The following is a 24,595-nucleotide window of genomic DNA, read 5'->3' as shown; positions in this document are numbered from 1 at the left end:
CCCTCGCCCCTCTATTCGCGGCGCCATTCGACGCGGCGGTTGAGCGCGTCGATATCGTCTTCGGTGAGGTTGGCGGTGGCGGTCACGTCAACCGGTTCGGAGGCGCCGCGGCCTTCCGCGTCGATCGTGGCGTCGATGCCGTTTTTCTTCAGGAAATCGGCAACGGCCTGGGCGCGGCGCTCGGAGAGCTTCTTATTGTAATCGTCGCCGCCTTTGCGATCGGTATGGCCGATCAGGATGACGCGGCCGGGCTTCTGCTCCTTCAGCGCTTGCAGCAATTCCTGGGCAGCCTCGGTGCCAATCGAGGTGAAGGTCGACTTGTCGAAATCGAAGGTGATCGGCACCGGGATGGAGACCGGCACGATGCCGCGCACATTTTCTGAATAGATGCCGCCGAGCACGCCGCTGCGGTGATCCTTCTCGGCCGGCACGAAACTGCCCTGCGGGTTGTCGCTGGTGGGATTGGCGGCCAGAATGCGGGCCTGGGCGGCGCGCTGGATGAGATCGGAGATGGTCTCGGCCGGCGGCGCCTTCGGCGTGCGGGTCTCGTTCTTGATGATCTCGATCGCCTGTTGGTAATCGGCGGCGGCATCGGCGAAGCGGCGGGCGGAGAAATAGATCTCGCCGAGCGTGGCGGAGGCCTGCCAGAGCACCTGCGGGCTGTCGGCGGCGACGAGCAGCGGTTCATACTCGGCGACCGGCTTGTCGGCGGCCATCATTTCCTGGGCGGCGGCGAGCCTCAGGGCTGCGACGCGGCGTTGGGCGTTGATCTGGAACTGTCCGCATTCGGCGCTGACGGCAATGGCATCAGCCTCGGAGGCGGCAGCCGTGATATCCTTGGCGGCAACGGCGGTGTTCAGCTTGTCGAGCAGGGCGTTGCAGGCCGGGCTATCGGCATTGGCGACCTCGATTTCCTCGCCGGACTGGCCGGGTTCGGCCGACCGGCCGAAGCTCATCGGCGGCATCTTGATGCTGAAACCGCCGGGAAGCTTGAATTGCGGCATCTTGATCTGCGGCATCGGCAGTTTCGGCATCTTGGTCTGGGCAGACTGGGACGGCTGCTGATATTGGCTCGGTTGTTTATATTGGCTGGGCCGGGTGGAGGCGGTGGTGTCGGCGGGGCCGATCAGCTGCAGCTCATCGGCGGCAAGCTGCTGGCCGGGCGCCAGGTTGGTGACGATCTTGTATTTCTTCGGCGGCTGCGTCACGGCCTGTTCGACCGGTTTGGGCGCGGGCTTCGGCTTTTCGGTCGCCTCGGGCTTCTTGGCGACTTCAGGTTTGACGACCGGTTTCGGCTTCGGGGCGGCCGGCGGTTTCGGCGCAACCGGCGGCTTTGCCGCCTGCTCGACCGGCGCGGGTTTTGCGGCGGGAACGGCGGCGACGGGCGGAACGACGGAAGGCGGCAGGGCGGCCGTGCTGTCGACAGTGGTCAGCGTCAGCGTCTTGCTGCTGATCTTGGTGCCGAGGCTGCGGGCTTCTTCGAGGCTGCGGGAGACGGCCTCCATGCCGCCGTCGATGGAGCGGAACATGCCGCTGCCGCTGCCGCCGAGATCGGCGAAGATGGTCAGCGGCTTGGAGGAATAGAAGACCTTGATCTGCTCCTGCCCGACCGGGCCCGAAACCTGCAGCCTGGCGCCGCTCGCCGGATCCGGCACCTGCACGCGCTTGCCGGCGGCAACGAGGGCATCGGTCTGGTATTTGTTCGGGAAGAGCTTGGTGACGGAGCCGTTCGGCGAAACGTTCAGCACCGTGACATAGGCGTTCTCGCTCGACTGGATGAAGAGGCCGACGACTTCGCCGACGGCATATCTCGCCTCGGCGCGATCGAAGGTGATGCTGACAGGCCCGCTCTGAGCCGGCGCTTCCGTCAGCGTGCGTTCGTTCTGCGCCCCGACCTCGGGGATCGGCGACAAAAGCGAAAGACATGTGGCTGCGGCCAGGATGGCTTTGCGGCTGAGCATCGGAACCTCCCCCTTCGAAACAATCTCACACTGTGCTGAAGATGAGAATAGCACCGACCGGTGAAATTGGGATGGCTTTGGCTGTCTTGCTTGAGGGAGGGTTACAAATTATTTGGAGCCGGAAAGATTGCGCGAAGGCAGAGGCGCGGCAAGACCCACGGCCGGCAATATCCGCCGTCCGTTTATAGTCGGACTGGATTGGAGAAAGACGGTTAGTTCTTCGGCTTCTGGCCGGCGGATTTCAGAATCGAGATCAGGTCGCTCATTCCCTCCGGCGAGGAATTGTAGAGCCAGAGAATATCCGGATTGTCCGATGTGAATTCCTTGCCGGAGCCCGAGCCCATGTCGCGGCCGGGCGAGGTCGTCTCCGGCAGCTTGCCCTGGCCCGGCGTCAGCCCCTCGGCGCGTTCATGGTCGGCGATAACAGCAACGGCGGCGGCAAAAGCCTTTTCATCGTGCCGGCGCAGCGCCGCAAGCGCGGGGTTTCGCGCCGCCAGCGCATCCTCGACCGATCCGGCATAGCCGATGCCGGCCATCCCAAGCGAAAGCAGCAGGCCGATCGACACGCTTATGAGCCGGGATTTCTTCATCGTCGTCACATCCGTCCAAGGGGCGCCATAACGCAACCGCTGCACACTTTTGCTGGAATTGCTCCAGAACGACAATAGGGAGAGCCCGAATGGAACGCAACGGCGCTCGGCGCCAATCGATTGGGAGGGGTGAAATCGGCTGGAGAGAGGTCAGAGGATCTTCAGCTGCTGCAGGGCGAGGCGGAGATTGCGCAGCATTTCGCCGAAGATTTCCTCGATCCTGCCGGTCGACCAGACGACCATGGTGCCATAGGGCGAGCGCCTGCGCTGCATGAAGCCGGCTGTCTCGAAATCGATCAGCGTTTTGCGGCAGGTCTCGCTCGACATGACGGCGACCAGGAAACGGGCGAGATTGGACTGATCGATGGCGCCTGATTTTTCAGCCCAGTTCTGGATCAGCCGCGGCTTGGTGTCGGCGGTGAACATCGAAGCGAGCGCCCGCTCCTGCGAAAGCCCGAGGCGTTGCAGCTTCGCCGGATCGCGGGTGAGCGACACCACGTAATCATTGTGCAGATCGGCGAAGCGCTCGACATCTTCAGCCGTGTTGATGCCGAAGACCTTCATCGAATAAAGAAACTCGGCCATCAGATAGGTCGGCTCGGAGCGCAACTGCGCCAGATGTTTTTCGTCCTTGCTGGCCGAGGCGGCGCAGACCCGATCGGAAAAGCCGATCCTTGCCGCGCGCACCTGCTCCAGCAGGCTGACGTCGAGCGCCACTTCGTCACCGTTCCAGTCCAGCATCGGCTTCCCTGCCAGTAAAACTCCAAGACGATGAAGTTGTACTATTGTCGACGCCGATCTCCAAATCGTTTGGAAAGCAACGCCTTGCTGACGAGCCGCTTCTATCCTAACATTTTAAGGACTTGGGGCATGATGCCGAAAGTTGTGAACGGTTTTCGGGCGACATCATTCTCTCACTCTTTAATTGTGAACAGGCTTCAGACCGAGGCCCCCAGGGCCAAGATGATCCTGTTCCGGGGTTCACGGCAATGCGCAGTTTCAGCTCGCATATTCTGATGGCCGCGGCGATCGCAATCGCCTGGCCTGTGCTCGCAAAAGATACGGTGATGATCGAGCTTCCGAGCGGCGACGGCGCCCGTTCGGTCGGCATCATCTCCGCCAATGAGGAGGTCGAGGCATCCGGACCGGCGGCGATCACCGTCGGCGACGACGGCACCGTCTACATCCTCGACCAGAACAATGGCCGCGTGCTCGCCGTTGACGGCGAACGCTCGCAGGCCGATCCGGAGATCCTGCCGCTGCCCGAAAATGCGGCGCCGGAGGATCTCGCCGTCGTCCATAACGAACTCTACCTGTGGTCGGACGGTATCGTGCCGCTCGAGCGCGCCACCGGCGCCGATGGCCGCTCGCAGACCCTGCGCGCCATCGACGGCGGCGATGCCGACGACTACACCCGCTCGGTCTTCGCCTCGATGGGCTCGGTGCCGCCCGGTCCGCTGAACAGCATCATCGACGAGATCGGCCGCAGCACCAGCCGGCCGCAAGCCCGCCCGCCGGTTGTTCAATACGTGCCGAGCCGCGGCCTCGGCGATATCGTCGCAGAAGTTTCGGCGGCAAACGACAAGGCGGAAATCCTGCTGCGGCGCGCGAGCTCGGAGGAGAATTTCCTCTCGCTTCAGCTCACCGGGGAAAACCGCATCGGCACCGTCGAACTGCTCGACATCGACACGACGGGCAGACCCTATGCGCTGGTCGAGCTCGTGCCTGCCGAGCGGCCGGAACGGACGGGCATGCTGGTGGTGCGCTTCACGCCGAACGGCGTGCTGGAGCGCATCTACGACCTGCCGATCGAACCCGGCACGGTTTTTTCCAGGCGGTTCGTGGCGATCGGCCCGCGCGGCGACGTGCTGTTTCTGCGCTCTGGGGAAAGCCGGGCGCAGGTGCTGAAACTCGAGGGGCGCGAGCCGGGCCGCAAGCTTGCCGTCGCCAGGCCGGCCAAGCCATCGATGGCGGCCAAGCCCGGAAAGGGGCCGAAGGTCGCCATCCTGCCGAAATCGCGCGGCGACGTCATCGAGCGGGCGATCGGCTTCGAGACGCTGAACTGGCTGGTGACGCCGGCGGCCTACGGCAAGGATCCGGGGCCGGCTTGCGACAACATGAACCGGCTGCGCCGGCCGTTCTACCTGTTCGGCAAACGCGGCCAGACGGTGAAGGGCGTGCCCTATTGCTGGGGCTGCAAGACGCCGCTCGAGGACTTCACCGAGGGTGTCGTCGACGGCCAGACGGCCGGCAATGTCTGCACCAAGAGCGCGCCGCAAACCAATATTCTCGGCGTCGACTGCTCCGGCTTCGTCAGCGAAGCCTGGGGGCTGAAGATGCATGTCTCGACCCGGGCGATCCCGAGCATTACCAGGCGGCTTGCCGACCCCTGGTCGCTGCAGCCGGGCGACGCGCTGAACCGCCCGGGTTCGCATGTGATGCTGTTCATGCGCTTCACCGACGACCGCAAGGTGGAGGTGATGGAGGCAACGCCCAATGCCTGCAAGGGCCGCGTCTGCCGCAACACCTATTCACTCGGAATCCTGCTGCTGCGCGGCTATCAGCCGGTGCGCTTCAAGGGGCTGGATGGCTGAACGCGGGAGCGTCACTGGCCGCACGTTATTGTTTGATGGGGCGGACTTCCTTCCTGACGCGGGTGTCCGCGCCGTGATTTGCCTCTTCCGTCACTCCGTTCTCCGTCATCCCAGACCTTGAGCCGAGCATCCATACCGGACCCACCGGCAGCCGTGGCATGGGTCCTCGGCTCAAGGCCCGGGATGACGGAGATTAGGGATGCGTTCCGGTCGAATTCGCCTGGTCAAAGTCTTTGCGCGACTTTCAAACACGCGGCGCGGTCGGCGCCAGACGCCGCTTCGCCATCGCCAGAAGACCGTGCGCTGCGACGCGCTCGGCATAGTCCCGATAGGCTGGATCCAGGCTCAGCATGCGTTCTTCGGCGCGGGCGCGCATGATGTAGATGAGAGTGACGATCGCCAGCATGCCGGCCCGGGCAAGTCCTTCCGCAAACCCGCTTGCGATAAAGCTCGGGGCCGCAAACAGCCACCAGGCGATGTTCTTTGAGACATAGGCCGGATGTTTGATGAAGCGGTAGGGGCCTGAGGTGATGATGCCGCGATGGGTGAGGTTGGAGAAACGCGGCCCGAAGGCGATGGTCGCCCAGACATAGATCAGGGCGCAGAACAGCATCGCGGCACTCCAGAGGATGAAGACTGTCGACCCCTCCCGGATGACGCTCTCCCAGCCCGGCCCGTCGCCATAAGGCACGAAGGCCTGCGAGATCGCAGGAAAGAACGGCTCGTAACAGATGAGGCAGACGAGCCAGCCGAGTGCCGTCGTCTCCGTCGCCCTGACATGCCAGCCGAAAAGCTTAAGGGTGGCGATGTAGCCGCCGGCTGCAAGGATGACATCAAGGAGAAAGACAAGCCGCGTCCAGCCTTCGAACCAGGCCGCTGACAGTGGAGGAAAGGCCCAGGCCGGCTTGTCGGCCAGATCGGAAAGAGCGGCCATGCCGCTTGAAAACATCAGCACGAGAAAGAAGCATTTGATCGCGAGCAGGCGCAATGCGAAGAGCACGTCCTCTTCGCGAAAATCCTGCATCAGCACCGCCCGTCCGGCCTGATGGAGATAATCATCGGGCTGCTTGGCGATCAGATCGGTGACCGCGACGTAGAGAATTGTGGCAATCGCCAGCACGATGGAAAGGGGAATGGTCGTATGGCTGGCTTCGACAACCCATTGGACCGCCGACGACTGCGTGAAAAACGGAAAGACCGCACAGGCAATGACGACCGCGCCGAGGAGCGCGGCGAGGCCGACGAGCTTGGTTCCGATGCGCCGCCAGAAGATGGCAGGAGCCTCGTTGCGTCTTTCCCGTGATGCCCAGGCTTGACGCGCGGCCGGTATGCCTTCGACAAGCATCCACGCCAGGAGAAGGCAGATGACGGCAAGCGCCATCGCCATGCCGGGCTCAAGCTGCAGATAGTCCGACAGCGCGATGCCGACGAGAACGCCGGCAAGGGTCGCAGCCTGACTGACGAGAGGGCTGCCGGCCACGATATCCCTGTCCTGCGATATCGGCACGCGCTCAGCTTTCTCGATCAGATTGCCGGCTGGACGGAGACCGGAGAGCCTATCCGTGCCGCCCGCGCCGCAAGCGCCATTGCTGCTGCAGCCGTCAGGGACGGCATATCCTCCGGCAGCGAGATCATCGCAATATCGAGCTTGTCGTAGTCGACCATGTAGTAGCCCGACCTTGTCGCGATGACAGCTTCAGGCCGGATCGCCAATAGATCCTGCGCCATCGTGCCGACGAAGAGCGGGCCGCCCCAGATGTAGCGGAAGGCATAGATCGGGATGCCCTCAGCCGAGGTGCCGAGCCGACGGATATCGGTCTTCAGGCGGCGGTCGGACCAGGAAGGGCTACCGGAAGAGCTCGATGAACTGCTCGAGCTGGACGAACTGGAAGAGCTGCTGGAACTGGAGCCGCCGCCCATGCCGCCACCGCCAGAGCTGGAATTGCCGCCGGAACTATTCTCAGAGCGGGCGAAAGCCGATTGACTGGTATTTGCGACCACTCTTTTCTTAGCGGCGGGCGTGGTTTGCTTCGCAGGGGTGACGGCTCTCGCCGGCTCTTCACTGGCAAACAGCGTCTTGGCGCCAGGATCGAAGATACAGCTCTGCAGGATTGCGCCTGAACCGGCGAGGAAAGTCGAGCAAAGCAGAACACGAATGATGAGCTTTCTGGTCATGTGGGGCGCCCCCGGATCGCCGTTTTAGAAGAGATCGTACCTCGGATTTCGCTTGACCCATGTCGCCTTGGCGAGCTGAACGAGCCTGTCATCGAGCGACTTGGTTTTCGGAAGCGCCTTTTTCTCCTGAGCGGTCAGCTCGGCGGCAAGGGTCTCTTCCGCTTTCTTCTTTGCATCATTGGGCAAGGTCTTGAGTGCCGCCTTTGCCTGGTTCTTCGGATCGCCGCTGCCCGGCATGTTGATGGCTGTGGCCAGCGCGAAATAACGCGCCGCAGTTTCAAGGCTGTCGTCGGTACCGTCTTCCCTGGCCAGTATCGCGCGGTCGAGCGCGCCCCAATAGTCGCCGCGTTCGGCGCCCATCTCCAGCCACTTCACCGCTTCGGTCTTGTCCGCGGCAACGCCGACGCCGTCCCGGTACATGCGCCCGAGATTGGTCGGAGCATAGGGCTGGCCGCCCTCCGACGCCCGGGTGAAAAGCTCGAGCGCTTTCGGCAGATCTTCCGGGGCGCCTTTTCCGAAACGGTAGACCAGCGCAAGATTGTTCAGCGAATAGATGTCGTTGCGCTGGACACCGGCCTCGTAGAAGCGGATGCCGCGCTCCGGATCGGCCGGAACGTTGACGCCGTTCAGGAAGATATAGCCGAGTTCATTCATTGCATAGGTATGGCCGAGATCGGCGGCCTGCAGCATCAGGCGCAAGCCAAGCTGCTGATCGGCCTTGGTGCCGCGGCCGTAGTAGAGCGCCTTGCCGTAGCTGTGCAGGGCAAAGGGATCGCCCTTGGCCGCTCCGTCCTTGGCGATCTGGCTTGCCTTGGCGGCGTCGCGCGGAACGGAGGCACCGAACTCGTAAAGGCTCGACAGTTCGTAGATCGCCCGGATATGCCCGGCATCCATCGCCTTTTTGATCGTCCCGAAGGCCGTCTTGGTGTCGCGGTTGGCAAGCTGGGCGCGGCCGAGCTGGTAGACGAAGCGCGCCACCTGAGGATAGGTCTTTATTGCGTCCGTGCAGGCTGGCACCGCGATGGCTGGATCGATTTCATTCGGCAGCTTGCCGGCGGTGACGCCCTGCAGGTCGAGCGGTGCTGCGGCGGCGGTATCGCAGGCGTCAAGCGTCGGCTTGAAGGTGACGGTGGCGGGCGGCAGGTCGTCGTTGGCGGCTTGCAGCGTCAGGGCGAAAGGCTGGTTTTCGGTGCCGATCTGCGGCTCGTAGGAAAGCGCCGGAATATCGGCTGCCTCAAGCACGTGGCCGGGCCCGATCACCCGGTCGCCGGCCCGCAGCGTGCCCTTGTCGGGGAGGGCGGCGACCTTGAAGGTCATGTCCGCGGCCGATACCGGTACTTCAGGCAGACGGGCTTCGACGGGACCGACGCCGATCGTCGCATCGACGTCGCGCGGCAGCGCCTTCAGATAGGCGCCGGCATCGGCAAGCCGCGCTTGCTTATCCTGTTCGAGCTGGGCGAGCTTGGCGCCGGCATCGGCCGAGACGGTGATGGCGACGACGCCCTGCGTCGCCTGGCCATAGGGATCGCTGACCGTATAGCCGATCAGGCCGATCGTTCCGGCGGCAACGCCCGATGAATCATAGCTCAGCGCCGTCAGCGCCGCGGCCGGCAGCTTGGCGCCCTGCTCCACCGGCTTGCCGTCGAAACTGAGCTTGCCGGTCTGGGGCAGCTGGTTGAGCGTGACGAGCAGCGCCGCGCCGGTTTCGTCATGCGGCGGAGCGATCGGCAGCTGGGTCGCGGAGGCGCCTTCCGGTACGCTCACCTGCTGCATCGGCTCGACGCTCGGCGGCGGTGGGGCGGGGATGAAATAGAAGCTGTCCATCAGCGAGGAGTTTTCCCATGGGACCTGCTTGCCATTGGTCATGGCGATCACATCGCGGCGCACATCGGTCAGGACCTGACGGATTTCCTTGTTCGGCTCGCTGGCGCGCTTGATGAAGGATTCGGAATAGGGGCTGAGCGCCCCCTCGCCATCGAGCGCCACCTGGCCCGGCTCGGTCGAGAAGGCGATCAGGCTGCCGAGATCGCTGTCGATGCGCGCCAGCCCGCGCGTCGCGCCGACCGGCTCCAGCTTTTCCGCCATCCAGAATTTCTGCGCATTGAACGGGTTGTTGCGGCAGGCATCGAGGAAGATCAGCTGCACGCGCGAATTCTGCTTGAGATGGTTCAGGATCAGGTCGAGCGGCATGGTCTGCGTCTCGACGTCATAGGGCGTTTCCAGCGTCGCATCGACCGGCACGAGGAAATTCTGTCCGCCGACCTGGATGCCGTGGCCGGAATAATAGATGAGACCGGCCTCGGCATTGTTGGCCGAGCGCAGGAAGCTGCGCACCGTATTCTCAAGTCCGATGCGGTCGACATTGATGCCGATCGTCACGTCGAAGCCGGCCCTGCGCAGCGTGTTTGCGACTTCCTGGACGTCGTTTGCAGGATTGGGCAATGAGGGCAGCGTCTTATAAACGGAGTTGCCGACGATCAAGGCAACCCGCCGGCCATCCTGTTCAGCGGATGCGGCGGCAGCGGGCTGGTCAAGCCCGAGAAAGACCAATGCCGTCAGGAAGATCAGCAATATAGCCGCAAGGCGGTTCTTTCCGTGAAACTCGGGCATAGCTCCACCGCAGACAGTACTGGTTGGACGATTTATTGACCGACCAAATAAAAGTATTCCTGCGACTGTAAAAAAGCAAGTTTGGTTACTTCCAAGGCAATTGGAGGGCTTCCAAAAAATGTGTCGTCAAGGATCCATAGGTACGGTGCCGGCGCACCGGATGTGCCGGTCGATCGAAAGGACGAGGTCGATCGGAGGCTGCGCCGATCGCTGCTCAAAAATTTAGCAAATGCCGCAAAGTGTACACAGTAACAGGCAACCAAGGAACGGGCGCTAGAAAAATCAAAGATTTATAAGCTGGCACACCTCTTGCAAAGAATGTGCTGAGTTGGTGGCTAGGGTTCCGGCACTTTTCTGAAGCGCGACTGGTCCGAGAGCCACCACCGGCGGAGGAGAAATCCCGCCGGGTGCACGGCGGGACAAAAGCCCGGGAGACCTCGTAAGCCAAGGGATTGGTGGCACGATGGTCTTTGCCGATCCCTTTTGAAGAAAAGCAGAAGGGGAATTTCAATGCAGACTTTTTCGAAAATTGTTTCGACCACAGCGCTGGCGCTATCGCTGATGCTTGGCCTTGCTTCCGTCGCAGAGGCGGAACAGAAGACGGAATTCAAGGTGGCCTGGTCCATCTATGTCGGCTGGATGCCCTGGGGCTACGCGGCCGACCACGGCATCGTCAAGAAATGGGCCGACAAATACGGCATCAAGATCGAGGTCACCCAGTTCAACGACTATGTGGAATCGATGAACCAGTACACGGCCGGCGCCTTCGATGCCGTGACGCTGACCAACATGGATGGGCTGTCGATCCCGGCCGCCGGCGGCGTCGATACGACCGCCGTGATCGTCGGCGACTTTTCCAACGGCAATGACGCCGTGATCCTGAAGGACAAGGCGAGCCTTGCCGATATCAAGGGCCAGAACGTCAATCTCGTCGAATTCTCCGTATCGCACTATCTGCTCGCCCGCGCGCTCGAAAGCATCAAGCTGACGGAACGCGACGTGAAGGTCGTCAACACCTCCGACGCCGACATGGTCGCGGCCTATAAGACGCCTGACGTCACCGCCGTCGTCACCTGGAACCCGCTGGTCTCCACCATCCTCGAAGATCCCTCGGCCAAGAAGGTTTTCGACAGCTCGCAAGTGCCGGGCGAAATCATCGACCTGATGGTCGCCAATAGCGGCGTGCTGAAGGACAATCCGAACTTCGGCAAGGCGCTTGCCGGCATCTGGTACGAGACGGCCGCACTGCTGCGCGCCGACACCGCCGAGGGCAAGGCCGCCCGCGAGGCCATGGGCTCGGCTTCGGGCACCGATCTTTCCGGCTTCGAAGCCCAGCTTGCCGCCACCAAGCTCTTCGACAAGCCGGCTGATGCCGTTGCCTTCACCGCTTCGCCCAGCCTGCCGAAGACCATGGATCTGGTGCGCAACTTCCTCTTCGAGAAGGGTCTGCTCGGCAACGGCGCGCCGTCCGCCGACGTCATCGGCATCGAAATGCCTGACGGCAAGGTGCTGGGCGACGCCGGCAATGTGAAGCTGCGCTTCACCGATGCCTATATGAAGGCCGCCGCCGACAGTTCGCTCTGATCGCAATGGGGCGCGGTCTGCCCGCGCTCCCTCCCCTTCATCAGCGGAGCATTTCCCATGCGTTGGATCAACACGAGGCCGAGCCGGGGCGCCCAGTTCGCCTTGACGATGCTGCCCTTCGTGCTGCTCGCCCTTGCCTATGCCTTCGGCTCGGCCGCGCGACTGGCTGATAACGCCAACGACAAGCTTCTGCCGAGCCTTGCCGGCTTTGCCGATGCGATCAACCGTCTGGCCTTCGTCGCCGACCCGCGCACCGGCGAGTTTCTGCTCTGGTCGGACACGGGCGCGAGCCTCATCCGCCTGCTCTCAGGCCTCGGCATCTCGACGGCGACAGCGCTCATCATCGGCATGCTGATCGGCATGCTGCCCTATCTCAGAGCGCTGCTTTCCCCCTTCGTCGCCGTCATCTCCATGGTGCCACCACTGGCGCTGCTGCCGATCCTGTTCATCGTCATGGGTCTCGGAGAGACGTCAAAAATCGCCCTTATCGTCATCGGCGTCGCGCCGACGATGATCCGCGATCTGGCGCTGAAGGCGCTGGAATTGCCGCGCGAACAGATCGTCAAGGCCGAGACGCTCGGCGGCTCCTCCTGGCAGATCGGACTGCGCGTCGTGCTGCCGCAAATCCTGCCGCGGCTGATCACCTGCCTCCGACTGCAGCTCGGCCCGGCCTGGCTGTTCCTGATCGCGGCCGAGGCGATCTCGTCGGATTCAGGTCTCGGCTACCGCATCTTCCTCGTCCGCCGCTATCTCTCGATGGATGTCATATTTCCCTATGTCGTCTGGATCACCCTGCTTGCGGTGGTCATGAACGCCCTGCTCGATCGCCTGCGCATCGCCGTCTTCCCCTGGTCGGAGCTGGAGAAGCAGGCATGAGCGAGTTGAAGATCGAAAGGGTCTGGAAGGAATATGGCGACCAGATCGTCCTCGAGGATGTGTCACTGACAGTCGCCTCGCGTGCCTTCGTCGCCCTTGTCGGCCCATCAGGCTGCGGCAAGACCACCTTCCTGCGGATGCTGCTCGGCCAGGAGCAACCGACGAAGGGCAAGATCCTGCTCGACGGCGAAGCTCTGCCGGCGGAGCCGGGACCGGATCGCGGCGTCGTCTTCCAGCGTTATTCCGTCTTTCCACACCTGACGGTGCTCGGCAATGTGCTGCTCGGCAGGGAATTTTCCGCTGCGCGCCACAAGGCCAGGCTCTTCGGCGCGGCACGCCGCAGCGCCATCGAGGAAGCACGCCAGTTGATTGCCGAAGTCGGGCTCGCCGGTTCGGAGAACAAATATCCGGCCCAGCTTTCCGGCGGCATGCAGCAGCGCCTGGCGCTCGCCCAGGCGCTTATCATGAAGCCGAAGGTGCTGCTGCTCGATGAACCGTTCGGCGCGCTCGATCCCGGCATCCGCGCCGAGATCCACACGCTGATGAAGCGGCTCTGGCATGAAACGCAGATGACCGTCGTCATGGTCACGCATGACATGCGCGAGGCTTTCACGCTGGCCAACCGCGTCGTCGCCTTCGAACGCCGCCGCGACCGGCCTGAGGAAAAGGAGCGCTACGGCGCCACCATCACCAAGGATATTGCCATCTGGCCGCCGCGCCTTGCCGGCCAGCCATCGATCTTCAGCCCTGACCGGGACGGCCCGGTCGCTTCCCTGGGGCATGGCCGGGACGACCTGGCATCATCAGGAGAGACGCTATGATGCATGTGAGACGCGCCCCCGAAGAAATCGCCTCAAATCGCGCGCGTTACGAGGAGCACCAGAAGAAGGGGCTGGAATTCGCGCCCAAGGTCCTGCCCGGCCCCAGCCCGCTGCCGGCGCCGGCCATCGATGCCGCCGCCGTCATCCACCAGGAGACCATTCCCGGCGGCTGGTACTGGTCGACGAAACTCTTGCGCGGCGAGGCGATCCGCATCGATCAGGCAGAGGGAAATTCCACGGTGGCGCTCATCGCCTGGAATGCCGGCGATACGAGCGAGCGGATCAATCTCGTCGATACCGCCAAGGTCCAGTGGACGACGGCACTCGGCAAGGGGCGGGTGATCTTCTCCGATATGGGTCGCGTCATGTTCTCGATGATCGAGGATAGTTCCGGCGCCCATGACTGCCTGATGGGCGGCTCGACGGCCGCCTCGAATGCCGCGAAATATCCGAGTGAGAAGACGCGCAATACCCGTGACAATCTGATCCTCGTCGCCGTCAAGCTCGGCCTCGACAGGCGCGATATTCCCGGCATCCTCAATCTTTTCGCGCCCGTCCGCCTGGCCGAGAGTGGTGGGTTCGGCTGGCAAGGCAAACGCTCCAACAGCGGCGACTATGTCGAACTGCGTGCCGAGATGGACATGCTGGTCGGCTTTTCCACCTGCCCTCATCCGCTCGATCCCGATCCCACCTATCAGCCGAAGCCTGTCGTCATCACGCGCTACAAGGCGGCAATCCCTGCTGCCGACGATCTCTGCCGCACGGCGACGGCCGAAGCCGCGCGCGGTTTCGAAAACAACACCCTGATGCAGGCCTGAGGAGATGACGATGTCCGATTTCATTCAGACCTCCCCTGCCCGCACCCTGCAGAATGTCGCGCAGGATCATTTCATTCCGGCCGAAGCTCCGTGGTCCGGCCTTGTGCGCAAGGGCCAGACGATCCGCATCGAAGACAGTCTTGGCCAGCAGGCGATCGACACGCTCTTCTACCGTGCCGATGATTTCTCCGAGCGCTATTCCAATCAGGATACGATGCGCATGCAGGGTGCTGCCTATATCGGCATCGGCACCAAGATCATGTCGAACGAAGGCAATGTCATGCTGACGATGACGGCCGACAGCTGCGGCCGCCATGACACCTCCGCCGGCGCCTGCTCCTGCGAGAGCAATACGGTGCGCTTCGGTCATGGCACGAAATACCTGCATGCCTGCCGCGACAACTTTGTGCTCGAAGTTTCGAAACACGGCATGGGCAAACGCGACATCGTGCCGAACATCAATTTCTTCATGAACGTGCCGATCAAGCCGAATGGCGAGATGACGATCGTCGACGGCATTTCCGCACCCGGCGACTATGTCGAACTGGTCGCGGAGATGGACGTGCTCTGCGTCATCTCCAACTGCCCGCAGATCAACAATCCCTGCAATGGCTTCGATCCGACGCCGATCCGGGTGCTGATCTGGGACGGCGAGGACTGAGCATGTTCAAGAAAGTCCTGATCGCCAACCGGGGCGAAATCGCCATCCGGGTCATCAAGACGCTGCGACGGATGGGTATTGCCTCTGTCGCCGTCTATTCCGATGCCGACCGCTTCGCCAAGCCTGCGTTGATGGCGGATGAAGCGGTGCGCCTCGGGCCGGCGCCCGCCGGCGAAAGCTACCTCAATGTCGATGCCGTCATTGCCGCCTGCAAGGCGACGGGGGCCGAGGCCGTTCATCCCGGCTACGGCTTCCTGTCGGAAAATATCGGTTTTGCCGAGCGCCTCGCCGCCGAAGGCATCGCCTTCATCGGGCCACGGCCCGAGCACCTCTCTGCCTTCGGGCTGAAGCATACGGCGCGGGAACTCGCGAGGACGAGCGGCGTGCCGCTGCTGCCCGGCACCGGCCTGCTGTCGAGCGCCGATGAAGCGCTCGCTGCGGCAGAAACGATCGGCTATCCCGTCATGCTGAAAAGCACGGCCGGCGGCGGCGGCATCGGCATGCAGCTCTGCGCCGATGCCGAAAGCCTGAAGGCATCCTTCGAAAGCGTGCAGCGCACCGCACGGGCAAGCTTCGGCGATGCGCGCGTCTATATCGAGCGTTTCGTGGCAGAGGCACGGCACGTCGAAGTGCAGATCTTCGGCAACGGCCAAGGCAAGGTCATCGCGCTCGGCGAGCGCGACTGCTCGCTGCAGCGGCGAAACCAGAAGGTGGTCGAGGAGACCCCGGCCCCCGGACTTTCTGCCGCGACCCGCGCCCGCCTGCACAAGGCGGCCATCGACCTTGGTGCTGCCGTCTCCTATGAGTCCGCCGGCACCGTGGAATTCATCTACGATCCCCTGCGCGAGGAATTCTACTTCCTTGAGGTCAATACCCGCCTGCAGGTCGAACATCCCGTCACCGAAGCCGTCTTCGGGATCGATCTGGTCGAATGGATGATCCGTCAGGCGGCGGGCGAGGACGTGCTCTCGAGCGCCGAGGCCCTGCAGCCGAAGGGAGCGGCGATTGAAGTGCGCATCTATGCAGAAATGCCGCATGCCGATTTCCGCCCGAGCGCCGGCCTCCTGACGGAAGTGGCGTTCCCCAGGGACGCGCGCATCGACGGCTGGATCGAGACCGGCACGGAGGTCACACCCTTCTACGATCCGATGCTCGCCAAGGTGATTGTGTCAGCCGAGGATCGCCCGGCTGCGATCGAAAAGCTGAAGGCGGCACTTGCGGAAACATCGATATCGGGCATCGAAACCAATCTCGACTATCTCAGGGCCATCGCCGGCTCCGAACTTCTGGCGAGCGGCAAGGTGGCGACGACGGCGCTGCGCGATTTTTCCTTCGTAGCCGATGTCATCGAGGTGATCGCGCCGGGCGCGCAATCGAGCATCCAGGAACTGCCGGGCCGGCTTGGTCTTTGGCATGTCGGCGTGCCGCCGAGCGGGCCGATGGACGAACGTTCCTTCCGCCATGCCAACCGCCTCGTCGGCAATGGCGACATGGTTGCTGCGCTGGAGCTGACGGTCTCCGGTCCGATGCTGAAATTCCATACCGATACGACAGTTGCCCTTGCCGGCGCCGGGATGGCGATGAGCGTCGACGGCGTGAAATTGCCGCATGGCGAGGCCGTCACCATCCGCGCCGGCCAGATCCTCGTCGTCGGCAGCATCGATGGACCGGGGCAGCGGGCTTACCTCGCCGTGGCGGGCGGTTTTGCCGCTCCGGTCGTGCTCGGCTCACGCGCCACCTTCGGGCTCGGGCAGTTCGGCGGCAACGCCACCGGGACGTTGAAGACCGGCCATGTGCTGCATCTTGCCCGTCAGGCGACCGCCGATGCCGCAAAGCCGGCAACCGAGCCTGCGGAACTGACGCGCGAGTGGGATGTCGGCGTTGTCTATGGTCCACATGGCGCGCCTGATTTCTTCCAGCACGGCGATATCGAGACGCTGTTCTCGACAAATTACGAGGTGCATTTCAACAGCGCCCGCACCGGCGTTCGTCTCATCGGCCCGGCACCGAAATGGGCGCGCAGCGATGGCGGCGAGGCTGGTCTCCATCCCTCGAACCTGCATGACAATGCCTATGCAATCGGCGCGATCGATTTCACCGGCGACATGCCGATCATTCTCGGGCCTGACGGCCCGAGCCTCGGCGGCTTCGTCTGCCCGGCGGTCATTGCGCGCGACGAACAGTGGAAAATGGGCCAGTTCAAGCCGGGCGATCGCATCCGCTTTCATCCCGTCACGCGATCGGATGATCCGATTGCCGGCCCGGTCGTGCATCGGGCGAAGGAAGAAATGGGCTCACCTGTGATCGGCAAGAGTGACGACGGGCCTGTCTCCGTCGTCTATCGCCGCCAGGGCGATGACAATCTGCTGGTTGAGTACGGACCGATGACGCTCGATATCGCTCTGCGGCTGAGAGTGCACCTGCTGATGCAGACCGTTTCGCAGGCCCGTCTGCCCGGCATCGTCGATCTCACACCCGGCATCCGTTCGCTACAGATCCATTATGACGGCACGACGCTGACCCGCAAACGCCTGCTTGGCCTGCTGGCCGAAATCGAAGCGAATCTGCCGGCGGCCCAGGACGTCACCGTGCCGAGCCGCATCGTGCATCTGCCGCTTTCCTGGAACGATCCGGATGCGGAACTTGCCATGCGCAAATATCAGGAACTCGTGCGGCCGAATGCGCCCTGGTGCCCTGACAACATCGAGTTCATCCGCCGCATCAACGGGCTGGCCGACGAACAGGCCGTGCGCGACATCGTCTTCGACGCCAGCTATCTTGTGCTCGGTCTCGGCGACGTCTATCTCGGCGCGCCGGTGGCGACCCCCGTCGATCCGCGCCACCGGCTGGTGACGACGAAGTACAATCCGGCCCGCACATGGACGCCGGAAAATGCCGTCGGCATCGGCGGGGCCTATATGTGCATCTACGGCATGGAAGGTCCTGGCGGCTATCAGCTGTTCGGTCGCACAATCCAGGTGTGGAACACCTGGCGGCAGACGCCGGTCTTTGCCAGGGGCAAGCCGTGGCTGCTCGATTTCTTCGATCAGATTCGCTTCTTTCCGGCCAGTCATCAGGAATTGGCGGAGGCCCGCAGCGCCTTTCCGCATGGCGGTTATCCCGTCAAGATCGAGGAGACGGAATTTTCCTACGCCGCCTATGAGCAGGAATTGCAGGCGAATGCCGCCTCGATTGCGACCTTCAAGATGCGCCAGCAGGCCGCCTTCGACGCCGAACGCCAGCGCTGGAAGGCGGCGGGTCTCGACAGCTTCGTTACCGACGAAGGCGCCGGCGAAAGCCCGGATGGGGACATTCCCCAAGGCTGCTTCGGTGTCGCCAGCGCCGTGCCCGGCAATATCTGGAAACTGCTGGTCGAGCCGGGCGCACCGGTCGCGGCCGGCGACACGCTTGCCATCATCGAATCCATGAAAATGGAAATCAACGTCACCGCACATGCGCCAGGCCGTGTCCGCGACCTGCGCGCCGGGCCCGGACGAAACGTCAAAGCGGGCGATATCATTGTTGTTCTGGAGGAGTGCTGACCCATGCTGCCGACCATTCTTGATCTGACCAGCCTTCGCGCAGCCTATGAGGCAGGCAAAAGCCCGCTCGATATTATCGAGATCGTGATTGCCCGTCGCAATGACGCGACGGATCCCGCTATCTTCATCACCCCGACGCCTGACGAAGCGCTGCGCGCCGAAGCACGCGCTCTGATGGAACGGGCGCCTGAGCCGAACAGCCTGCCGCTCTGGGGCATTCCCTTCGCGGTAAAGGACAATATCGACGTGACGGGCCTGCCGACGACAGCTGCCTGCCCTGCCTTTTCCTACCGGCCGGAGACGGACGCTACCGTCGTTGCGCGGCTGCGGGCCGCAGGCGCAATCGTCATCGGCAAGACCAATCTCGACCAGTTTGCCACCGGCCTCAACGGCACGCGTTCGCCCTATGGAGCGCCGCGCTCGGTCTTCGACGAGATCTATGTGTCGGGCGGCTCGAGCTCCGGCTCGGCGGTTGCCGTCGCCTCGGGCCTGGCGAGCTTCGCGCTCGGCACGGACACGGCCGGCTCCGGGCGTGTGCCGGCGGCCTTCAACAATCTGGTCGGCATCAAACCGACGCCGGGACTGGTGCCGAATGTCGGCGTCGTGCCTGCCTGCCGCAGCGTCGATGTCGTCACCGTCTTTGCTGCAACGGTCGGCGACGGCGTCGCGATCCGCAAGGTGATGGAGGGCTACGATGCCGCCGATCCGTTCTCGCGCAAGGCCGTTCCAGCCAGCCTGCCCACCTCCGGGTTGCGGATCGGTGTGCTCGACGGAGCCGAGCGGGAATTCTTCGGCAACAGCCAGGTCGAGGCTCTCTATGACGCCGCAATCGAACGAGCACGCGCGCTCGGCGCCACCATCGTTGCCTTCGACTACGCGCCGTTCCGGCAGGCAGCCGAACTGCTCTATAACGGCCCCTGGGTCGCCGAACGGCTGGCGGCGGTGAAGGATTTTCTTGCCACCAATGCCGCCGACTTCGAGCCGACGGTTCGCACCATCATCGAGGGCGCGAAAGCCTATGACGCGGTCGCCGCCTTCGAAGGCCGGTACAAGCTCGAAGCGCTGCGACAGAAGACCGGGAAGGAATGGGAAAAGGCTGATATCCTGATGCTGCCGACTTCGCCGACGACCTACACGGTCGAAGAAATGATGGCGGATCCGATTGTGAAAAACGGCCATTTCGGCCGTTACACCAATTTCGTCAATCTGCTCGATTGCGCGGCGATTGCCGTTCCAGCCGGCTTCGACGCCGACGGTCATCTCCCCGCCGGCGTGACTCTGATCGGCCCCGCCTTCACCGATGACGCCCTGGCCTCCTTCGCCGACGCCATGCACCGGGCGGCGAACGCGGGAATGGGCAAGGACCGTCTATCGGCGATTCCCGAGGCGAGCCGCGTGGCGCCGGCCGATGACGGCTTGGTGCCGATCGTCGTCGTCGGGGCACATTTGACCGGCATGCCTCTCAACCATGAACTGACGCGACCGGGCGGCAGGCGCATCAAATCCTGCCGTACTGCACCGGATTATCGCCTCTTCGTTCTGCCCGGTACCGTCCCGCCGAAGCCAGGCCTGGTCCGCGAACCGGGTTTCGACGGCAAGGGCCTCGAAGTCGAGGTTTGGAAGGTCACTCCGGAAACTTTCGGGCGCTTTGTGCAGAACATCCCGGCCCCGCTCGGAATCGGCAAGGTAGCGCTCGATGACGGTTCCCAAATTTCCGGTTTTCTCTGCGAGGCTCACGCCATCGAAGGCGCGCGCGAAATCACCGAATTGGGAGGCTGGCGCGCCTATGTCGCAGATCAAATGACAAGAGCATGAAGCATTGTCTCAAAAAAATCCTGCTGGCGATACTTGCTGGCCTTGAGGCACGAAGCGCCTCAAGGCGGCTCGGCCACCACAGGATTACCGGACAAGGTGAGACCGAGACGATATAGGACCTGGCATATTTGCGTCGACGCCTGAGGACGATCGTAAACAAGAAGTTCGCTGCGTTGCGGACAAAGGGCGGCTGCCGCAGTTGCGGCCGCCATGGCTTGAGCCTAGTCGCAGATGCCCCTGCGAGACTTCAGGTGCCGCGCGCGCTCGGCTCCTCGGTTGTTGCAAACACCGCGCTCGCATCGCTGACCATCTCCACATGGGAATAGGCTGCCTGTGCGGCGGCGATGCCGTCCGCTCGCATGACTGCCATCACGATCCGACCGTGTTCCTCGTAGGACTTTGCCAAGCGACCGGGCAGCCGAAACTGCGCCCGTCGAAATGGGGCGAGCCGTGCGCGTGTCTGCGTCACCATTTCAAAGATATGATCATTATGCGCCCCGCGGTAAAGGCGGGTGTGGAATTCCGTGTTATGCGCCGAATATTCCTCTTGCGCGCCGGCATGCACGAGCCTCATTGAGGCCTTATGCTCCAACTCCAGCGTGCGCCGCTCGTCGACTGTCATACGTTCGGCCGAGAGCCTGGCGCAGATCGCTTCGAGTTCCGCCATCGCCTCGAACATGGAATGAAGATAGGTTTCGGTCACCGTGGTGACGACGGCGCTGCGGTTCGGCTCGCGGTCGACTAGCCCCATCGCCCCGAGTTCACGGAGCGCCTCGCGCACCGGAGTGCGCGACACTTCAAAACGAGCAGCAAGCGAGACTTCATCAAGCTTCTCGCCCGGCAGCATCTGCCCGGTCACGATCATGTCGGCAATCGCCCGCACCATCTGTTCGACGGTCGTCCCAGCCCTGATGATTTCTCTGCGCCTGACTTGCTTCAAGGACCGATTCTGCATTGTTGAGGTTGCATACACATGCCCGCTCAAGCCGGCAAAGTCAAACAGCAGAATATATTATTGATGTAACTGGAAAAAATGTATTTTGCCCTGCCGGCTTAGTCAGCTCTTGAAGTCCAACGGCACGAACATCGGACGATTTTATAGGCTCTGCATATTTTTCATCCAATTTCAAGATGAAATTGCATGCACTTCTCCGACGTTAGTCGGGGAACGAAAAATTTCGATCATAAAATCAACGCGATAAAATCTGGCATGCCCATTGCATACACTTTTCTGTAACCAATTTTGAAAACGGCAGAACCGCCGTCAGGGGAGCATTCCGATGACCAGACTCCTTTCCATGAAACGCCGCCACTTCCTTCAGGCTTCCGCTGCCGCCACCCTCGTCGGCGCGGCGCCCGGCCTCCTCTCGTCGCGCGCATTTGCGCAGACGGCTCTCACCGTCGGCTTCGTCTATGTCGGTCCCAAGGATGACTATGGCTACAATCAGGCGCATGCCGAGGGTGCTGCGGCCGTCAAGGCGTTGCCTGGGATGACCGTCGTCGAAGAAGAGAACGTGCCCGAGACGGTCGACGTTCAGAAGACGATGGAATCGATGATCAATCTCGATGGCGCCACCCTGCTCTTCCCGACCTCCTTCGGCTATTTCGATCCGCATATGCTGGCGATGGCCGCCAAATATCCCGATATCCAGTTCCGCCATTGCGGCGGGTTATGGCAGGAGGGCAAGCACCCGGCCAATACCGGCTCCTATTTCGGTTATATTTTCCAGGGGCAGTATCTGAATGGCATCGCTGCCGGCCATGCGACGAAGAGCAAGAAGATCGGCTTCGTCGCGGCCAAGCCGATCCCACAGGTGCTGCAGAACATCAACGCCTTCCTGCTCGGCGCACGCGCAGTCGATCCGACCATCACCTGCCAGGTGATCTTCACCGGCGAATGGTCGCTTGCGGTCAAGGAGGCGGAAGCCACCAACGCTCTGGTCGATCAGGGCGCGGACGTCATCACCTGCCATGTCGACAGTCCGAAGGTGGTCGTCGAAACCGCCGCCGGCCGCGGCGCCTTCGTCTGCGGCTACCACGCCAATCAGAGCCCGCTTGCGCCCGAGAAATACCTCACGGGCGCTGAATGGGCCTGGGGCAATGTCTATAGCGATTTCGTCAAGAAGGCGCAGGCCGGCGAAAAGCTCGGCAACTTCGTGCGTGGCGGCCTGAAGGATGGTTTCGTCAAGATGAGCGCGCTCGGCCCCGGCGTTTCCGAGGCGGGCCGCAAGGCATTCGAGGCAACGCATGCCGACATGATGAAGGGCGGCTTCTCGGTCTTCAAGGGGCCGCTGAAGGATAACAAGGGCAACACCGTCGTGACGGCCGACAAGAGCTACGCGGAAGACGCGATCGAGCTCGAAAGCATGAACTATCTGGTCGAGGGTGTCGTCGGGTCCACCGCGTAGACCGCGTGAGGGAGAAGCGCCATGACCGTTCAGGCCAATGATCCCGCAATATCAGTCGCGTCCGGTGAACCAGCCGCGCTGCGTCCCCTGCTCGAATGGACCGCGCGCAGGGCCGAACCTGTGGTCATCGGCCTTGCGGCCATCCTGATCGGGCTCGGGCTCTTCTCCCTCTTCATCCTGGCGATCGGCAAATCGCCGGCCATGCTCTTCCAGCTCATGTATACCGGCGGCTTCGGCAGCTGGTTTTCGGTGCAGAACAGCTTAAGCCGTGCCGCACCCCTTCTCCTGACGGCACTCTGCGTCGCCCTGCCCGCCCGCCTCGGCCTCGTCATCATCGGCGGGGAAGGAGCGGTCGTGCTGGGCGGCGTTGCCGCCGCAGCCATGGCCATGCCGCTTGTCGGCGCGGCCCCCGTGTTTCCCGCTCTTGTTCTGATGGCGATTGCCGCCATGGTCGTCGGCGGCATCTGGATCGGCCTTGCCGGCTTCCTGCGCCATTACCGCGGCGTCAACGAGACCATTTCCTCCTTGCTGCTTTCCTATATCGCCATCGCCCTGATGAATCAGTTCGTCGAGGGGCCGCTCCGCGATCCGGCCAGTCTCAACAAGCCCTCGACCAAGCCGCTGCCGCCCGAATACATGCTCGGCAACATTCCTGGCATGGATGTGCATTGGGGCCTTGTGATCGGCGTCCTCGCCTGCATCCTCTCCTGGATCCTGATCGAGGTGACGAGCTTCGGTTTCGCCGCCCGCATCGCCGGCGGCAATGTGCGCGCCGCCCAGATCCAAGGTTTGCCGGTCGGAAGGCTGATCGCCGGCTTCACCGCGATCGCCGGCAGCTTCGCAGGTCTTGCCGGCATGATCGAGGTCGTGGCCGTCCAGGGTAGCGCCAATGCCTCGCTCGCCGCGGGCTATGGCTTTACCGGCATCCTCGTCGCCTTCCTCGCCCGCCACAATCCGCTGGCGATCATCCCTGTTGCGATCCTGCTCGGGGGCATCGATGCTTCCGGCGGCCTCATCCAGCGCCGCATGGGCCTGCCCGATGCCACGGTGCTGGTGCTGCAGGGCACACTCTTCATCGTCATCCTCTTCTGCGAGACCTTCTACGGGCGCTTCAAGATCTTCAATCCCGACCTCTGGAAAAGGAGCCCATGATGGAAGAGACAGGCATCGGCATCTGGGGCGTGCCGCTCGCGATCCTGGCGGGCGCCATCCGCGTATCAACCCCCTTCATCTTCGTCAGCCTCGGCGAGACGATTACCGAGCGCTCCGGCCGCATCAATCTCGGCCTGGAAGGTACGCTCGTCTTCGGTGCGATGACAGCCTACGCCGTCGCCGTCATGACCAATTCGCCCTGGCTCGGCGTGCTCGCGGCCATGGCGACCGGCGCCATCTTCGGTCTCGTTCACGGCTGGATCTGCAAGTGGCCGAAGGTGAACGACATCGCAATCGGCATCGCTATGATGCAGTTCGGCTTGGGCCTCGCCTTCTTCCTCGGCAAGTCCTTCATTCAGCCTGCAGCGCCGCATCTGCCGTCGATTCCCTTCGGTTTCTGGTCGAGCCTGCCGCAGATTCAGGCAGCGCTGAACATCAACGTGCTCTTCATCCTCGGCGCCTTGCTGGCCTTCACCCTCTGGTGGGCCTTCGGCAATACGCGGCTGGGCCTCATCCTGCGCGTCGTCGGCGACAGCACCGATGCGGCGCGCGCCATGGGCATCAATCCGGATCGGGTGCGCCTGCTGGCCACCGCCGTCGGCGGGTCGCTGGCGGCCATCGGCGGCGCCTATCTCTCGCTTTACTATCCGGGATCGTGGAACGAGGGCATTTCTTCAGGCCAAGGCCTGATGGCCGTCGCACTCGTCATCTTCGCCCGCTGGAACCCGATCGGGTGCTTCCTCGCCGCCCTGCTCTTCGGCGGCGCCGGCGCACTTGGGCCGGCGTTGCAATCGATCGGCGTGACCCAGGGCTACTACCTCTTCTACGCCGCGCCCTACGTGCTCACCCTCGTCATCATGATCGCGACCTCCTCACCGACACGCTCGCTTGCCGGTGCGCCGGGCGCGCTCTCGCTGACGAAGTGAGGAGGGAGCATCTGATGTCCAACCGCGGCATCAAAACATTCAAACTTGCGGGTGAATAGGAG

18 protein-coding genes and 1 riboswitch are annotated in these 24,595 nt (G+C 63.0%); of the genes, 11 read left to right on the top strand and 7 right to left on the bottom strand.

Annotated elements, in window-relative coordinates:
* Positions 1-11: 11 nt before the first annotated feature.
* From NL154_RS26175 to NL154_RS26165, 3 genes are all read right to left on the bottom strand, one after another.
* Positions 12-1,961 (bottom strand): DUF4384 domain-containing protein, encoded by a 1,950-nt coding sequence (locus NL154_RS26175; RefSeq protein WP_434734501.1) that lies wholly within the window; start codon positions 1,959-1,961, stop codon positions 12-14.
* Between the two features lie 212 nt (positions 1,962-2,173).
* Positions 2,174-2,551 (bottom strand): hypothetical protein, encoded by a 378-nt coding sequence (locus NL154_RS26170; RefSeq protein WP_210632610.1) that lies wholly within the window; start codon positions 2,549-2,551, stop codon positions 2,174-2,176.
* Positions 2,552-2,701: 150 nt separating this feature from the next.
* Positions 2,702-3,292 carry a hypothetical protein gene (locus NL154_RS26165; protein ID WP_210632609.1) on the bottom strand — a complete coding sequence of 197 codons (591 nt, stop codon included), beginning with the start codon at positions 3,290-3,292 and terminating at the stop codon, positions 2,702-2,704.
* Positions 3,293-3,540: 248 nt separating this feature from the next.
* Here NL154_RS26165 and NL154_RS26160 point away from each other — a divergent pair, with 248 nt between their 5' ends.
* Complete coding sequence (locus tag NL154_RS26160; RefSeq protein WP_434734500.1) at positions 3,541-5,145, top strand: hypothetical protein; 1,605 nt, start codon at positions 3,541-3,543, stop codon at positions 5,143-5,145.
* Between the two features lie 244 nt (positions 5,146-5,389).
* On the opposite strand, the gene NL154_RS26155 is transcribed toward NL154_RS26160, so the two are convergent.
* The 3 genes from NL154_RS26155 to NL154_RS26145 are packed head-to-tail and all read right to left on the bottom strand — an operon-like array spanning position 5,390 to position 9,930.
* Positions 5,390-6,652, bottom strand: coding sequence for a methyltransferase family protein (locus NL154_RS26155; RefSeq protein ID WP_221124009.1), 1,263 nt, complete (start codon positions 6,650-6,652; stop codon positions 5,390-5,392).
* Positions 6,653-6,669: 17 nt separating this feature from the next.
* The gene (locus NL154_RS26150) at positions 6,670-7,320 is read right to left on the bottom strand and encodes a tail fiber domain-containing protein (protein ID WP_221123111.1); all 651 of its coding nucleotides are present in this window, start codon (positions 7,318-7,320) and stop codon (positions 6,670-6,672) included.
* A gap of 24 nt (positions 7,321-7,344) precedes the next feature.
* Entirely contained in the window at positions 7,345-9,930 is a 2,586-nt protein-coding gene (locus NL154_RS26145) for a caspase family protein (RefSeq protein WP_434734499.1), read from the bottom strand.
* Between the two features lie 324 nt (positions 9,931-10,254).
* Positions 10,255-10,366: riboswitch (guanidine-I (ykkC/yxkD leader) on the top strand.
* A gap of 74 nt (positions 10,367-10,440) precedes the next feature.
* Here NL154_RS26145 and NL154_RS26140 point away from each other — a divergent pair.
* From NL154_RS26140 to atzF, 7 genes are read left to right on the top strand one after another with little or no spacing between them, the layout of a single operon-like run.
* Entirely contained in the window at positions 10,441-11,514 is a 1,074-nt protein-coding gene (locus NL154_RS26140; RefSeq protein ID WP_434734498.1) for a putative urea ABC transporter substrate-binding protein, read from the top strand.
* Positions 11,515-11,571: 57 nt separating this feature from the next.
* Complete coding sequence (locus tag NL154_RS26135; RefSeq protein ID WP_221153305.1) at positions 11,572-12,390, top strand: ABC transporter permease; 819 nt, start codon at positions 11,572-11,574, stop codon at positions 12,388-12,390.
* Entirely contained in the window at positions 12,387-13,211 is an 825-nt protein-coding gene (locus tag NL154_RS26130) for an ABC transporter ATP-binding protein (protein WP_434734497.1), read from the top strand. Before NL154_RS26135 ends, NL154_RS26130 begins: the two co-directional genes overlap by 4 nt.
* Positions 13,208-14,029, top strand: a complete 822-nt coding sequence (locus NL154_RS26125) for an urea amidolyase associated protein UAAP1 (protein ID WP_221153303.1) — start codon at positions 13,208-13,210, stop codon at positions 14,027-14,029. Before NL154_RS26130 ends, NL154_RS26125 begins: the two co-directional genes overlap by 4 nt.
* Positions 14,030-14,039: 10 nt before the next feature.
* Complete coding sequence (locus tag NL154_RS26120) at positions 14,040-14,690, top strand: urea amidolyase associated protein UAAP2 (protein ID WP_210632601.1); 651 nt, start codon at positions 14,040-14,042, stop codon at positions 14,688-14,690.
* Between the two features lie 2 nt (positions 14,691-14,692).
* Positions 14,693-18,232, top strand: a complete 3,540-nt coding sequence (gene uca / locus NL154_RS26115) for an urea carboxylase (RefSeq protein ID WP_434734496.1) — start codon at positions 14,693-14,695, stop codon at positions 18,230-18,232.
* 3 nt (positions 18,233-18,235) lie between these two features.
* Positions 18,236-20,047, top strand: coding sequence for an allophanate hydrolase (atzF, locus tag NL154_RS26110; RefSeq protein ID WP_434734495.1), 1,812 nt, complete (start codon positions 18,236-18,238; stop codon positions 20,045-20,047).
* A gap of 247 nt (positions 20,048-20,294) precedes the next feature.
* Here the strand turns inward: atzF and NL154_RS26105 are convergent, their stop codons facing one another.
* Positions 20,295-20,987: a GntR family transcriptional regulator gene (locus tag NL154_RS26105; RefSeq protein ID WP_210632598.1), complete on the bottom strand. Its 693-nt coding sequence runs from the start codon at positions 20,985-20,987 to the stop codon at positions 20,295-20,297.
* Between the two features lie 340 nt (positions 20,988-21,327).
* Here NL154_RS26105 and NL154_RS26100 point away from each other — a divergent pair, with 340 nt between their 5' ends.
* From NL154_RS26100 to NL154_RS26090, 3 genes are read left to right on the top strand one after another with little or no spacing between them, the layout of a single operon-like run.
* Entirely contained in the window at positions 21,328-22,455 is a 1,128-nt protein-coding gene (locus NL154_RS26100; RefSeq protein WP_210632597.1) for a BMP family ABC transporter substrate-binding protein, read from the top strand.
* 21 nt (positions 22,456-22,476) lie between these two features.
* On the top strand, positions 22,477-23,607 hold the full coding sequence (locus tag NL154_RS26095) for an ABC transporter permease (RefSeq protein WP_210632596.1): 1,131 nt from the start codon (positions 22,477-22,479) through the stop codon (positions 23,605-23,607).
* Entirely contained in the window at positions 23,607-24,533 is a 927-nt protein-coding gene (locus NL154_RS26090; protein ID WP_210632595.1) for an ABC transporter permease, read from the top strand. The genes NL154_RS26095 and NL154_RS26090 overlap by 1 nt, the downstream gene beginning before the upstream one ends.
* The last annotated feature ends 62 nt before the right edge of the window (positions 24,534-24,595 follow it).

The organism is Rhizobium sp. YTUHZ044, from assembly GCF_051123975.1.
Lineage (GTDB): Bacteria > Pseudomonadota > Alphaproteobacteria > Rhizobiales > Rhizobiaceae > Rhizobium.
This window is presented reverse-complemented; position numbering and strand designations above follow the sequence as displayed.

Bases quoted from the DNA above. Each gene is read 5' to 3' on its own strand.
- NL154_RS26175 (WP_434734501.1), bottom strand. From the start codon at position 1,961: ATGCTCAGCCGCAAAGCCATCCTGGCCGCAGCCACATGTCTTTCGCTT.
- NL154_RS26170 (WP_210632610.1), bottom strand. From the start codon at position 2,551: ATGAAGAAATCCCGGCTCATAAGCGTGTCGATCGGCCTGCTGCTTTCG.
- NL154_RS26165 (WP_210632609.1), bottom strand. From the start codon at position 3,292: ATGCTGGACTGGAACGGTGACGAAGTGGCGCTCGACGTCAGCCTGCTG.
- NL154_RS26160 (WP_434734500.1), top strand. From the start codon at position 3,541: ATGCGCAGTTTCAGCTCGCATATTCTGATGGCCGCGGCGATCGCAATC.
- NL154_RS26150 (WP_221123111.1), bottom strand. From the start codon at position 7,320: ATGACCAGAAAGCTCATCATTCGTGTTCTGCTTTGCTCGACTTTCCTC.
- NL154_RS26145 (WP_434734499.1), bottom strand. From the start codon at position 9,930: ATGCCCGAGTTTCACGGAAAGAACCGCCTTGCGGCTATATTGCTGATC.
- NL154_RS26140 (WP_434734498.1), top strand. From the start codon at position 10,441: ATGCAGACTTTTTCGAAAATTGTTTCGACCACAGCGCTGGCGCTATCG.
- NL154_RS26135 (WP_221153305.1), top strand. From the start codon at position 11,572: ATGCGTTGGATCAACACGAGGCCGAGCCGGGGCGCCCAGTTCGCCTTG.
- NL154_RS26130 (WP_434734497.1), top strand. From the start codon at position 12,387: ATGAGCGAGTTGAAGATCGAAAGGGTCTGGAAGGAATATGGCGACCAG.
- NL154_RS26125 (WP_221153303.1), top strand. From the start codon at position 13,208: ATGATGCATGTGAGACGCGCCCCCGAAGAAATCGCCTCAAATCGCGCG.
- NL154_RS26120 (WP_210632601.1), top strand. From the start codon at position 14,040: ATGTCCGATTTCATTCAGACCTCCCCTGCCCGCACCCTGCAGAATGTC.
- uca (WP_434734496.1), top strand. From the start codon at position 14,693: ATGTTCAAGAAAGTCCTGATCGCCAACCGGGGCGAAATCGCCATCCGG.
- atzF (WP_434734495.1), top strand. From the start codon at position 18,236: ATGCTGCCGACCATTCTTGATCTGACCAGCCTTCGCGCAGCCTATGAG.
- NL154_RS26100 (WP_210632597.1), top strand. From the start codon at position 21,328: ATGACCAGACTCCTTTCCATGAAACGCCGCCACTTCCTTCAGGCTTCC.
- NL154_RS26095 (WP_210632596.1), top strand. From the start codon at position 22,477: ATGACCGTTCAGGCCAATGATCCCGCAATATCAGTCGCGTCCGGTGAA.
- NL154_RS26090 (WP_210632595.1), top strand. From the start codon at position 23,607: ATGGAAGAGACAGGCATCGGCATCTGGGGCGTGCCGCTCGCGATCCTG.